The sequence below is a fragment of the Acinetobacter sp. CFCC 10889 genome (genome assembly GCF_003268395.1).
GTDB lineage: Bacteria > Pseudomonadota > Gammaproteobacteria > Pseudomonadales > Moraxellaceae > Acinetobacter.
In genome coordinates this window covers 1-12,931 of record NZ_LQXQ01000025.1, presented here as the reverse complement: position 1 = coordinate 12,931, position 12,931 = coordinate 1, and the positions used below count along the sequence as shown (strand labels likewise).

General features: G+C 39.1%; 11 protein-coding genes and 1 pseudogene. 2 read left to right on the top strand and 10 right to left on the bottom strand.

What is annotated here, in order from left to right:
- Nucleotides 1–14: 14 nt before the first annotated feature.
- From kdsB to AVJ19_RS11045, 10 genes and pseudogenes are all read right to left on the bottom strand, one after another.
- A complete protein-coding gene (gene kdsB, locus AVJ19_RS11090; protein WP_111859766.1) occupies nt 15–776 on the bottom strand; it encodes a 3-deoxy-manno-octulosonate cytidylyltransferase in 762 nt (253 codons plus the stop codon).
- Between the two features lies 1 nt (nt 777).
- Nucleotides 778–1,797, bottom strand: a complete 1,020-nt coding sequence (gene lpxK / locus AVJ19_RS11085; protein WP_111859765.1) for a tetraacyldisaccharide 4'-kinase — start codon at nt 1,795–1,797, stop codon at nt 778–780.
- Nucleotides 1,798–1,803: 6 nt separating this feature from the next.
- The gene (msbA, locus tag AVJ19_RS11080) at nt 1,804–3,528 is read right to left on the bottom strand and encodes a lipid A export permease/ATP-binding protein MsbA (protein WP_111859764.1); all 1,725 of its coding nucleotides are present in this window, start codon (nt 3,526–3,528) and stop codon (nt 1,804–1,806) included.
- A 3-nt stretch (nt 3,529–3,531) separates the two neighbouring features.
- A pseudogene (locus AVJ19_RS11075) lies at nt 3,532–3,953 on the bottom strand (ExbD/TolR family protein).
- A gap of 15 nt (nt 3,954–3,968) precedes the next feature.
- The gene (locus tag AVJ19_RS11070) at nt 3,969–4,613 is read right to left on the bottom strand and encodes a MotA/TolQ/ExbB proton channel family protein (protein WP_111859763.1); all 645 of its coding nucleotides are present in this window, start codon (nt 4,611–4,613) and stop codon (nt 3,969–3,971) included.
- Between the two features lie 45 nt (nt 4,614–4,658).
- Complete coding sequence (locus AVJ19_RS11065; protein ID WP_111859762.1) at nt 4,659–5,543, bottom strand: ParB/RepB/Spo0J family partition protein; 885 nt, start codon at nt 5,541–5,543, stop codon at nt 4,659–4,661.
- Complete coding sequence (locus tag AVJ19_RS11060; RefSeq protein WP_111859761.1) at nt 5,540–6,322, bottom strand: ParA family protein; 783 nt, start codon at nt 6,320–6,322, stop codon at nt 5,540–5,542. Before AVJ19_RS11060 ends, AVJ19_RS11065 begins: the two co-directional genes overlap by 4 nt.
- A gap of 24 nt (nt 6,323–6,346) precedes the next feature.
- On the bottom strand, nt 6,347–6,979 hold the full coding sequence (rsmG, locus tag AVJ19_RS11055; protein ID WP_111859760.1) for a 16S rRNA (guanine(527)-N(7))-methyltransferase RsmG: 633 nt from the start codon (nt 6,977–6,979) through the stop codon (nt 6,347–6,349).
- A 105-nt stretch (nt 6,980–7,084) separates the two neighbouring features.
- Complete coding sequence (gene murU, locus AVJ19_RS11050; protein ID WP_111859759.1) at nt 7,085–7,774, bottom strand: N-acetylmuramate alpha-1-phosphate uridylyltransferase MurU; 690 nt, start codon at nt 7,772–7,774, stop codon at nt 7,085–7,087.
- Entirely contained in the window at nt 7,775–8,788 is a 1,014-nt protein-coding gene (locus AVJ19_RS11045) for an aminoglycoside phosphotransferase family protein (protein WP_111859758.1), read from the bottom strand.
- Nucleotides 8,789–8,907: 119 nt separating this feature from the next.
- Here AVJ19_RS11045 and AVJ19_RS11040 point away from each other — a divergent pair, with 119 nt between their 5' ends.
- Together AVJ19_RS11040 and AVJ19_RS11035 are read left to right on the top strand one after the other, a co-directional pair.
- The gene (locus AVJ19_RS11040) at nt 8,908–11,394 is read left to right on the top strand and encodes an LPS-assembly protein LptD (RefSeq protein ID WP_111859757.1); all 2,487 of its coding nucleotides are present in this window, start codon (nt 8,908–8,910) and stop codon (nt 11,392–11,394) included.
- Nucleotides 11,394–12,710 (top strand): peptidylprolyl isomerase, encoded by a 1,317-nt coding sequence (locus tag AVJ19_RS11035; RefSeq protein ID WP_111859756.1) that lies wholly within the window; start codon nt 11,394–11,396, stop codon nt 12,708–12,710. The genes AVJ19_RS11040 and AVJ19_RS11035 overlap by 1 nt, the downstream gene beginning before the upstream one ends.
- Nucleotides 12,711–12,931 lie beyond the last annotated feature (221 nt).

The following is a 12,931-nucleotide window of genomic DNA, read 5'->3' as shown; positions in this document are numbered from 1 at the left end:
ATTTTTGTCGCCAATTATTCAAAATTTGACACATCCATAGCATTTAAACGATCCAAATCTGCTTGTGTATCCACACCTGGTGGTAAATTTACTTGTGCAACAGCAATTGCAATGCGATGACCATTTTCCAAAACACGCAGTTGCTCTAAACTTTCAAGCTGCTCCAATGTCCCCATATCCCAAGTCACATAGTCTTGTAATAAACGTACACGATAAGCATAAAGTCCTAGATGACGATAAGCATTGCTGTGTAAGGTTTTTACATCTTGTTTTGCACCTTCACGATCATAAGGAATCTGTGAACGGCTAAAATACAGAGCTTCATTCAACTTGCTCATGACTACTTTTACAATGCTATCACGCTCAAACTCTTCAAGTTGATGAATTGGCTCACATAAAGTTGACATCGAACAATCTGGTTTTGCCACCAACAAGTCTGCCACTTGACGTACCAATGCTGCGGGCAATAAAGGCTCATCACCCTGTACATTGACAATAATATCGTCAGCCGCCCAACCTTTAATGCGTGCAACTTCACTCAGTCGATCTGTACCTGATGGATGATTTGGATTGGTCATCACTACATCAACACCTTCGGCACGACATACTTCCGCAATGCGCTCATCATCGGTTGCGACACACAAGTCATCAAAATCCAAAACTTTTTTTGCTTGATCCACAACACGTAGAATCATCGGACGACCATGAATCAACAACAATGGTTTAGCAGGTAATCGAGAACTTGAATAACGTGCAGGAATAACAATATGTTTCATTTTATTTACCTTGTGAAAGCGCAATACCGAGTTCAGCCAATTGCTGATTTAAGACGTGATAACATTCATCTGAAAGCACAGCTTCCACAGGAATCACCCAAATTTCACGTTGAAAATGAGGATGTTGTTTTAATAATGGCAATAATTTGACAGCATCTTTTTCAGTCGTAATAATTGGGTTAGCATCTTCAAACTGTAAGTCTTGAATTTCATAATCATAATGATCTGGAAATTCATGGCATTGAAATTGTTGCACCCCCATACTTTCTAAGGTGCGATAGAAACGCTGGGGAAAACCAATCCCGACCACTGCATAATAGTCCAAACTTGCATCAAAAATTTCAGCTTGATCATAGCTTGGATTCAGTAAATATGGAGCAGCAACTTCTAAATGCATATTCAAATTTGATTGTGGCGTATGCGCATGCTCAATCACGGTGCTTTGATGTAAACGTGATACAGGCTCTCGCAAATAACCTTCAGGCAATAGTTTTTCATTCCCCAAGCCACGATTATTATCCAACACAATCCATTCAATTTGACGATCTAATGCCCAATGCTGCAAGCCATCATCACTAATGATTAAATCAAGCTTATGTTGTTTTAATAACAGCTCAATACTGGCTTTACGATTAGAGCCGACAACCATAGGTACATCTGTAGATTGCACAATCAAACATGGCTCATCACCTACTGTTTCGGGCACAGAATCTAAAGTGACTTGTGCAGGAAAAGGACCATGACCACCATAGCCACGACTGATCACACCAACACGCACACCATTTTCTTGTAAATATTTCACCAAATGAATTAACAATGGTGTTTTACCACTGCCACCCACAGTAATATTTCCAATAATCATCACAGGCACAGGTGCACAATAGCGCTGCTTTATACCTGAAAGATAAAGTTGACGATTCACCACAAAACCAAAACGATACAACCATGATAATGGGCGCAAAGCAATCAACCATTTTGCTTGTCGATTCCAAGCATTTTGAATGATTTGCGCAATAGACATAAGGTGTTATTCCTCAAAACTACGTTCATGTAATTGATGATATGCGCCATGCTGTGCCAACAATGCCGCATGCGTACCCTGCTCAATGATACGCCCTTTATCCATAACCACAATCACATCTGCATTTTCAATGGTTGAAAGTCGATGTGCAATCACGATGGTTGTACGATGCTCCATCTGTTCATCAAATGCTTTTTGAATAAAATGCTCAGATTCATTATCTAAAGCACTGGTCGCTTCATCTAAAATTAAAATCGGGGCATTTTTCAAAATCGCACGTGCAATCGCAATACGTTGACGTTGACCACCAGATAAAGTTAAGCCTTGTGCACCTATTTCTGTATCATAACCTTGTGGTAATGCCATAATAAAATCATGTGCATAAGCGGCTTTCGCTGCTGCAACTATTTCCTCATCAGTGGCATTTTCAAGCTGACCATAGGCAATATTTTCACGAATACTGCGATTGAACAACACCACTTGTTGATTCACAATCGCAATTTGGGTTCTTAAACAGGTGATTTCAATATCTTGAATTTGATGTCCATCCAGTTCAATTTGCCCTGAACTCACATCATTATAACGCATGAGCAAATTGACCAAAGATGATTTACCCGCACCTGAACGCCCAACAATTGCAACCGTCTGACCTTTTTTAATCGACAAGGTAAAATCTGAAATGGCTTGATAACCATCAGCATAAGTCATATTGACATGTTTAAATTCAACATTTCCATGTAAAGTTGGTGTTAATGTCCCTGTATTTTTTTCTTCAGGTAAATCCAACAATTCAAATACTGAATGCGCTGCTGCCATACCACGTTGTAATTTTTCATTTACATCTGTCAATGCTTTAATCGGCTTACTGAGCATCCCTGCTGCTGTGATATAGGAAACAAATCCACCTGCTGACATATCGCCAATAACTTCTGGTCTAAGCGCAATCCACATAATAATACTGAGCGCAATTGACATAATGAGTTGCACAATTGGACTATTCAATTGTTGCACGATCACCATTTTCAAACCACGTTTAAGGTTTTCTAAAGAGTGATCTCGAAAACGGGTTTGCTCCGCAGTTTGTCCACCAAAACCTTTTACCACCAAGTGCCCATTGACTGATTCTTGCACCACATGGTTGACATCACCCATCGTATTTTGTACTTGGGTAGACAATTTACGCATACGTTTTGAGGCTTTACGAATAATCACCCCAATCAATGGTCCAAAAATCAAAATACATAAGGTTAATTTCCAACTCACATAAAGCAAATAACCCAGTAAAGCGATGGTAATCAACCCTTGCTGCACAATAGTTTTTAGCGATTCAGTCGATGCTGCGGTCAACTGCTCAACGTTATACATAATCTTAGCAGTGATATGCCCACTGCTATTGTCCAAATAATATTGCGCAGGTAAACGCAATAATTTTGCAAAGACTTCCTGACGAATATTAAAGATTAAATTTCGTGAAATAACTGCTGTGAAATATCCTCCCATGAATAAACCCACACCACGAAAAAACATGAGCAATACCACTAAGGCAGGAAATAGTGCAGTAAAACTGCGGTCTTTTTCCTGAATAGCAGTGATGATTTTTTCTAGCAGCTTCGCAACAGAAACTTCCGTTGCTGCATTTATTGCAAAACCTAAAACGACTAAAATCGCTATGCCCCAAAATGGCTTTAAATAACTTAATAGTCGTAAATAGACTTTGAAATCTTGTTTCACTAATTAATAACCTCGGGATGGAACTTTGGTACTAATGTTAATATTAACAAAACCGAGTTGACCTGCAATATCCATCACACGAATGACATCTTGATGGGTTGCTTTGCATCAGCAGCGATCACAAACATCAGATCACGGCGATCCTGTGCTGTTTGCTTGATTGCTGTACTCAAATCTGCGGTTTCTTTGGATGAAAGAGCTTGCCCATTCACTGCATAATGCCCACTTGAGTCTACCACGACTTCAATTTTATGTTGATAGTCTTTTGGTGGCACACCTTGCGCATCTGGCAAAGATAAATTAATGCGACTCTGCTGTGTAAATGTAGTGGTCAACAATAAAAACACCAAAATAAACAACAAACAGTCAATCATGGGTGTGAGATTAATATGCAGATCTTCAACACTTTTTCTTTTGAATTTCATTGAAGTTGCCTATCTCTAACCTGCGATTTTCAAGTCATTGTCAGTTTGTGCTGTATCATTTTGTTGATAAAACAAAGCTGCATGAAATAATGTTGCTTGTTGCTCCAACTCTGCTACATATTCTTGTACCAAACGTTGAAAATAACGATAAGCAAACAAAGCAGGGATTGCGATCAACATCCCTGCTGCTGTTGTAATTAAGGCTTTTGATATCCCTGGAATCATCATGGTTGGATTAGAGTTTGAACCCAAATCAATCACCAAAAATGATTCAATAATCCCCACAACTGTCCCTAATAATCCCAATAATGGTGCAGCAGCACTCAATGTGCCTAAGAAATTAATATTTTTTTCTAAATATGAAATTTCACGAGAAGCTGTAGCTTCCATTTGTGCACGTGCAAATTGCTCGCCTTTAGCAGCTGCATCCAAACCTTCATGAAAAATAAATCCCAATGAACTTTGGCTCGCATTTTGATCTGCTTTTAAGTTTTCAATCACCGCTGTGATTGGCTGATTTTTTTGAATCAGCAATTTTTTTGGCAATACCGATGCACGGCGCAAACGAATGAAGCGCTCGATTGAAATAGCAATGGTAAAGATTGAACACAATACGAGTGGCAGCATCAACCAACCACCCGCTTTAATGAGTTCCCACATGTTTATTCCCCAAGTTTAATTTTAAAATATGATCTATAAGTTTTATTATTCAGCCAAACAAATATTTAAAATACCATCCAACTCATCCAATGAGTTATAACTGATCACAAGTTTACCTTTTCCTTGCTTATTGTAATCAATTTTAACATTCGTACTAAAACGTTCAGTCAACTTTTGTGTTAATTGCTCAACATCTGGTGCAATCTGCTTAGCTTTCTCTTGTTTTGGTGTATTCCAGTCACGCACCAACTGCTCAGTTTGACGTACAGACAAACTTTTCTCAATCACGATTTTAGCAATTTGCAATTGATCTTTGGCTTTCAAGGTTAAAATAGCACGGGCATGCCCCATATCTAACAGACCTTGTTGCATCAAATCTTTAATTTCATCTGCAAGACTTAAAAGACGCAATAGATTACTTACTGTTGTTCGAGCTTTACCTACAGTTTCTGCGATTTCTTGATGACTTAAACCAAACTCTTCATGAAAGCGCTGCAATGCCAATGCTTGATCAATTGGATTCAAATCTTGACGCTGAATATTTTCAATCAATGCCAAAGCAATGGCAACTTGATCACTCAAATCACGTACAATTGCCGGAATTTCTGTTAATCCCGCAATTTGTGCCGCGCGCCAACGACGCTCACCTGCAATAATTTCATAAGGCGTTTCTGCATCGTCAATTGGGCGAATCACAATGGGCTGCATTACACCATGTTTCTGAATTGATGCTGCAAGCTCTTGTAAATCTTGTTCATTGATAAAACGGCGAGGTTGATATTCCCCACGTTTTAACTGACTCACATCAATTTGTTTTAATTGACCATGATCTAAAGCTTGTGCTTCAAGTTGTAATTTTTCTTTTTGAATTGAACCTAATAATGCATCTAAGCCACGACCTTTTGCCAAGCCTCGTTTTTTAATGGTCATGCTTTACTTCCTTTTTTCACTTTACTTTTTTTCAACATTTCCGCTGCTAAATTAAGATATGCAACTGCACCTTTAGAGCTTTTCTCAAAATAAATAATCGGTAAACCATGTGCAGGTGCTTCTGCCAAACGTACATTACGTGGAATCACCGTATCGTAAAGTTTCTTACCAAAATACTGCTCTAGCTCTTCAGAAACATCACGGGTCAAAGCATTTCGAGCATCGTACATAGTGCGAAGTACACCAATAATTTCCAGCTCAGGGTTTAGTGCTTGCTGAATTTTATCAATCGTCTGGGTTAAATCTGCCAACCCTTCCAAAGCATAATACTCACACTGCATTGGAATCAAAACACCGTGTACTGCTGCCAAAGCATTGACTGTAATCAAACTCAAACTTGGTGCACAATCGACAATAATATAGTCAAACTGATGTTCAATTTCTTGTAAGGCTTCACGTAAAATAAACTCACGTCCATCCTGATCCGCAATCGCCAGTTCTACACCCGCCAAATCACGGTTCGAGCCTAAAACTTTATAGCCTACTTCAGCTTTAGTAATAGCTGTTTCTATAGGCACTTCACCCAACAAAACATCGGTTACAGAATACAATAGGTCATTTTTTTGAATACCTGAACCCATCGTGGCATTGCCCTGCGAGTCCATATCAACCAATAAAACACGCTTCTTTAAAACTGCCAAAGAGGCAGCTAAGTTCACTGCTGTTGTGGTTTTACCTACGCCACCTTTTTGGTTTGCGATTGCTAAAATTTGAGCCATGGTAACCCCAATGTAAAAGATGATTTAAATTTGTTTTAATAAAAGCAGATGACGCTGTTCGTCTAAGCGTGGTACACGCAATTCGATAATGTCGCAACTGAACTGATCTTTCATCTGTGCAACTTCATCTTCTGGAATCAGACCTTTCATTGATGCAATCACGCTATTGGCATGCATAAATGGTTTTGACGCAGCAACAAAATCCGTTAATGATGCAAAGGCACGACTGGTAATCACATCAAACTGACCTAATTCTTGGATGCTGTCTTCATTTTCCACACGGGTTTGCACTGCAACCACGTTTTGCAATTTTAAATCAGCAATAAACTGTTTCAGAAAACGAATTTTCTTACCATTGGAATCTAGCAACACACATTGGCGTTCAGGTTGGCACAACGCAATAATCATGCCTGGCATACCACCACCTGTACCAATATCCAGCAAACGACCTTCAGGTAAATCATTTAAAATGCTGAGACTATCCAAAAGATGTTTCACTAACATTTCTTTAGGATCACGAATGGCGGTTAAATTATATGCTTTGTTCCACAGCACAAGTGCATCTTGATACTTTAATAAAAGCCCAAGTGCTTCATCGCTGAGTTGTAACCCAAGCTTTTCACTGCCTTGCTTTAAGTCTTGAAAATATGGATGCATAAACGCACAACATCTCTTAAAAATTTGTCAAAGTATACCGATTTCTTGAGCGTGGAACACTAGTAAACGACGAGTTAATACGCAATTAAGCGCATTAACACGGACTTAAGCGTACTCACCTTGTCGAATCTGTAGATCTAAAGCCATTAAACGCTCAGGCGTTCCAACATCCACCCAAGTGGCTGACATTTTTTCTGCTGAAATTTTGCCATCCAACATCGCTTGTTTCAGTAATGGAGCTAATGGACGCTTTCCATGTTCCAAACCATCAAACATTTTAGGGTCAATCACAGATACACCACTAAAAGTCAGATTCTCACCTTGCACATTTTGATCAAAAGTATAAGCACGACCATTTGCCAAAGTAAAATCACCTTTTGGATGCTGTTCAGGATTTTGCACAAAAACCAAATGTGCCAAATCTTCACCGAGTTTCACATCTAACAATGATGCAAAATCAAATGTCGTCCACACATCACCATTGACCAAAATAAATGGCTCATTACCCAGCAAAGGCAAAGCATTGATAATACCACCTGCTGTTTCCAAGCCCTCATCTTCACGTGTCCAACGAATGCTCACACCAAACTGTGAACCATCACCCAGCGTACTGATCAATACATCCGCTAACCACGCTGAATTGATAATAATCTCCGTCACACCGATATTTTTTAATTTTTCGATATGCCAAACGATCAAAGCTTTTCCACCCACCTCAAGCAAAGGTTTTGGCTTATATAGCGTCAAAGGACGCATCCGATTCCCTAAACCTGCGGCTAAAATCATGGCTTTCATTTATGCAACAACCTCATATTTGCCATATTTTTCTTCAAAAGCGGGCAAAACTTTAGCATGGATCAATTGCATAAATGGTTGTAGTTCTGCATACGGTTTAGATTCTTCCAGTAAATACCACATCACACGCGGTAAATCTTTGAGATAACCTGATTTTCCATCACGCTCAAATAAACGTACAAAAATACCTAAAATCTTAATATGACGTTGAATCGCCATCAGATCCGCATCTTGTTTAAATTGTGCAAAATCACGATCCTGTTTTTGCGCCGCAGGCAACAAGTCATAGAACACTTTAAACCATGTATAAACACGTTCAGGATTCCACTGCACATAAGCATCACGAGTAATCGAAATCAAATCATAAGTATCCGCACCAATCACTGCGTCTTGGAAATCAATCACACCCAAATCTGTTTCATTTTCAAGCTTCATTAAATTGCGGCTGTGAAAATCACGATGCACGATGACTTGTGGTTGTGCCAAGGCAGCATTGGCTAAAATCGCAAAAGTACGCTTAATCAAAGCACTTTCATCGGCTGTAAGCTGAATTTTTAAAGAAGGCAATAACCAATCTGTCAGCAACTCCATTTCTGAAATTAGCTTTTCATAAGCATATGCAGGAAAATGTGCCTCACCTTCGATCATCTGTAGTTGCACCAATTGCTTAAAACTTTGTGCATAATAGTCATCTACAGTGTCATCATTAAGCAAAGTTGATAACAAAACATCACCAAAATCTTCGAGCAATAAAAAGCCTTGCGCAAGGTCTTTTGCCACAATATGCGGTACACGTACGCCATGAGCGTCAAAGAATTCATCAATCGACACAAAAGGTACACAATCTTCTTGTTCAGGAGGTGCATCCATCAACATAAATGTTTTATTATTCAAGCTAATTCGTGCATAACGACGGAAACTAGCATCGCCTGCTAAAAAGTTGATTTCAAATTGATCTGAATTGAGTACAGATGTTATCCATGTTTGTATCAATTGTTCACGTTGTGTTTTCATTTGCAATTAAATCTATTACAGGCTGTTTTTTTGAAGTGCTAAGTGTAGCTACTTATCAACTTTTTCTCTATGATTCGACAATAATTAATTGCGATCTGCATACTTGGTTAATGAGACAAATGAAGCATCAGTTTAAATTTAATCCTTTAGCGACTGCTATTTTGACACTTCTTTGCGGAAGTTCAGTGTCCAGCTATGCCGAATCTACGGAAACTGCGTCTGCAGTGGACAACGAAACCTTAAAATCTGCGATTCAGGAAAACTATTCTGGGCAGAATTTTTATAACCAATATTATGTCAATAAAGACTCAGCTCAAGCACAAGTCCGTAATATAGACAGTGTAAGTAACCGTTATTGTGATGGCGTTTGGGTCACACCATTTAATACTGAGCAAAAAGCGGTTTCTCCCGAAGAAACCACCTCAGTCATCACAGCTGATCGTGGCTACTACAATCCCAATGGTGACTCTACACTCACAGGTGATGTGGTCATCGACCAAAATGGGCGTATGGTACGTGCCGATGAAGTCGTGATCGACCAAACTCAAACCTTTGCCAAAGCCAAGGGCAATGTGCAAATGGCTCAAGGGGGTTTGATCGCCCAAAGCGACCAAATTGATTACAATTTAAAAGAACAAACAGGCGAACTCAACAATAGTTTCTATATCGCTGAAGCAACCCATGCACATGGACATGCAAAAAAGATCGAAAAAACCTCTCCAAGTACTATGGTACTTGAAGATGCAAGTTATAGCACATGCCCACCAGAACAAACACCAACGTGGCAAATCAAAGCCAAACAGATTGAACTCAATCAAGAGACTGGGCGTGGTGTCACACGTGGCACAAAATTGTATATTAAAGATACCCCTGTTTTAGCTGTACCTTATTTTAACTTCCCGATTGATGACCGGCGCACCACAGGCATTTTAAATCCTACTTTTGGTTTTACCAACGATGGTGGTTTTGAAACATCAGTCCCTGTATATTTAAACTTAGCACCAAATTATGATGCGACCATTACACCTCGTATCATCAGTGATCGTGGTATCCATAGCTCAGCTGAGTTTCGTTATTTAACTGAAGATTTTGGTGCAGGTCGTATTTGGGGAAGTTATTTACCTTCCGACAAAGAATATAATGATGAAGATCGTAAAGATTTACATTTATTACATGCGTGGCAAATCAATGATCAATGGTCAACCAATTTGGAATATAACTATGTCTCAGATAAAGACTTTTTCTCAGACTTAGATAGTGATCCAAACTCACGTACAGAGCTCAACCAGCGCCGTGCTTGGGAGCTAAATTATGGACATGGTATTCCAGGTTTAAATGCAAAATTACGTGTAGAAGACTTCCAAACTTTAGACAAAAGCATTTCTGATCTTGATAAACCTTATGCCCGCTTGCCACAATTATTGGTCAATTATGTCAAAGGAAATCCGCAAGGTTTACAGTTTGAGCTTAATAACGACACTGCATATTTCCAAAAAGATATTAATGATTTTAATACAATTAACAGTAGCAGCTCTTCGGTATATCAACCGAGTGGTACACGACTGTATAACGAATTCACAGCACGTTATAACTTCCGCAACCCATGGGGTTTTGCAATTCCACAAGCCAGTGTGCGTACTTTAAATACGTTTTACGACCAAAAAACTATTGATCGTATCGATGCAACCAATCCCAACCAAACCAATGACAACAAAAATAAATCCGTCGTTGTGCCTGAATTTACCTTTGATACAGGCTTAACTTTTGAACGTGAAGGCAAATATTTACAAACCATTAGCCCACGTGCATTTTATGCCTATGCGCCGTATGAAAACCAAAACAATTATCCTAACTTTGACTCAACTACAGCATCGATCAGTTATGACCAACTGTTTAATCCACGCCGTTTCTATGGACATGACCGTTTAGAAGACAACAATTTCTTATCTTTAGGGGTAAGTTATAGTTTATTTGATACTGTTGGCTTAGAACGTTTACGTGCAGGCATTGGACAAAGTTTTTACTTCCAAGACCGCCGTGTCACACTCGACAATAAAGTTGGATACAATGATGAATTTGATACTGACCGCCAGTCAGGTCCCGTTCTCAGCCTATCCAGTCAACTGAGCGAAAACTTTACTGTCAGCGCCAACTCAGCATGGATGTCAAATGGTGATAATGCACAACGTGATTTCCAACTATATTACACAGGAAATAAAGGCAATCTGTATAATGTAGGCTATTTCTATCGTGATTATTTACCAGATCGACAAGACCAATATGATCAAGTAGTTGCATCATTTATACAACCTGTCAAAGATAATTGGCGTATTATGGGTCATGTGCAATATGACATGGACAATAATGTTGCGCGTGAATATCTCGCAGGGGTCAACTATGAATCATGCTGTTGGGGTGTTTCACTCTATGGTCGTGAATACTTTAATGATTTAGACAATGTAAATGATCCTAATGTCAAACCAAAACGTGCTGTCATGGTAGAGTTTACACTCAAAGGCTTAGGTGGCTTAAATAACAAATTAAGCTCATTGCTTGAAAACCGTATCTTAGGCTTCGATAAAATTAATCAAACTTGGACACATTAATGAAGACACAAAATTTAAAACAACTTTTTAAGGCTACTGCTCTCGCACTGTTTATCTCTTCATCAATGCCGACATTTGCCGCACCAACTGACCAAGTCATTGCAGTAGTTGGTGATCGTGCTATTTTAAAAAGCGATTTAATACAAGGAATGGCTGAAGCTGCACATCAGCTGCAAGCACAAAAAAAAGAAGTGCCCCCTGCTCAATTTTTGCAACGTCAAATTTTAAATCAATTGATTATCCAAAATGCGCAATTGGAACAAGTAAAGCGTTACGGTTTAAAAATTGAAGAAAAAACCTTAAATGATGCAGTACTCAAAGTTGCCAATCAGTCTGGCTCAAGCTCACTTGAAGCATTCCAGCAAAAACTAGATGCAATGGCACCAGGAACTTATGAAGGTTTACGTAATCGTATTTCAGATGATTTACTCATTCAGCGTTTACGTCAACAGCAAGTCATGTCACGTATCAAAATCTCTGACCAAGATGTAGAAAATTTCCTTAAATCACCTGAAGGACAAGCAGCAGTTGGTAGCCAAGCCCATGTTATTCATGTGCGTATTTCAGGTGAAAATGCTACAGAGCTTGAAAATACAGCAAAACAAATCAAAGCTGAGCTCAATAACAGCAATGACGTCAAAGCATTAGAGCAAAAATTCAGCAACGACCAAGTTAAGGTTGAAGGGGCTGATATGGGCTTCCGTCCTTTATCTGACATTCCTGCTGAATTGTCTGCACGTGTAAGTACTTTAAATGCAGGACAAACCACAGACTTAATCAAAGCACAAGACGGCATTCATATACTTAAACTACTTGAGCGTAAAGGCAATGAACAAAAAGCCTTAGTGACACAATATGAAACTCGTCATATTTTGATCAAACCAACAGAAGTTGTAAGCCCCGAGAATGCAAAACAGAGCATTGAAAGTATTTTTAATCGCTTAAAAGCGGGTGGTGACTTTGCAACATTGGCTGCAACATACTCAAGTGATCCAGGCTCAGCACGTGATGGTGGTAGCTTAGGCTGGGTAAGCCCTGGTATGATGGTGCCTGAGTTTGATAAAGTGATGCAAAGCATTCCTACAGGTGAAATCAGTCAACCTTTTGAAACGCAATTTGGTTGGCATATCCTACAAGTACAAGATGTACGTAAACAAGATATGACTGCTGAATATCAAAAACGCATGGCACGTCAGATTTTAGGTGAACGCCAATTTGACTCTGAACTTGACAGTTGGTTACGCGAGTTGCGTGCTAATACCTATGTTGAGATTAAAGACAAAAGCCTAGATGATACAAACAATCAGGCAAAGTAATCTTTCTTAACATCAGAAGCCAATCCATATCTTGATTGGCTTTTTTAATATTTTTAGATCAATAAAAAAAGGCGCAAATTATGCGCCTTCCTTAACATCATTAAATTTTAAAAATTAACGATTGTTTTCGTCATCTTGTGAGTCTTCAAATTTAGTTTCGCCTTCGAAACCAGAAGTTGATTGACCGAAACCGCCTTGGTTACCACCGAAGCCGCTACCTG

Coding starts and splice junctions, on each gene's coding strand:
- lpxK (WP_111859765.1), bottom strand. CDS start 1,797: ATGTCTATTGCGCAAATCATTCAAAATGCTTGGAATCGACAAGCAAAA.
- kdsB (WP_111859766.1), bottom strand. CDS start 776: ATGAAACATATTGTTATTCCTGCACGTTATTCAAGTTCTCGATTACCT.
- AVJ19_RS11060 (WP_111859761.1), bottom strand. CDS start 6,322: ATGGCTCAAATTTTAGCAATCGCAAACCAAAAAGGTGGCGTAGGTAAA.
- AVJ19_RS11065 (WP_111859762.1), bottom strand. CDS start 5,543: ATGACCATTAAAAAACGAGGCTTGGCAAAAGGTCGTGGCTTAGATGCA.
- AVJ19_RS11035 (WP_111859756.1), top strand. CDS start 11,394: ATGAAGACACAAAATTTAAAACAACTTTTTAAGGCTACTGCTCTCGCA.
- rsmG (WP_111859760.1), bottom strand. CDS start 6,979: ATGCATCCATATTTTCAAGACTTAAAGCAAGGCAGTGAAAAGCTTGGG.
- murU (WP_111859759.1), bottom strand. CDS start 7,774: ATGAAAGCCATGATTTTAGCCGCAGGTTTAGGGAATCGGATGCGTCCT.
- AVJ19_RS11070 (WP_111859763.1), bottom strand. CDS start 4,613: ATGTGGGAACTCATTAAAGCGGGTGGTTGGTTGATGCTGCCACTCGTA.
- AVJ19_RS11045 (WP_111859758.1), bottom strand. CDS start 8,788: ATGAAAACACAACGTGAACAATTGATACAAACATGGATAACATCTGTA.
- AVJ19_RS11040 (WP_111859757.1), top strand. CDS start 8,908: ATGAAGCATCAGTTTAAATTTAATCCTTTAGCGACTGCTATTTTGACA.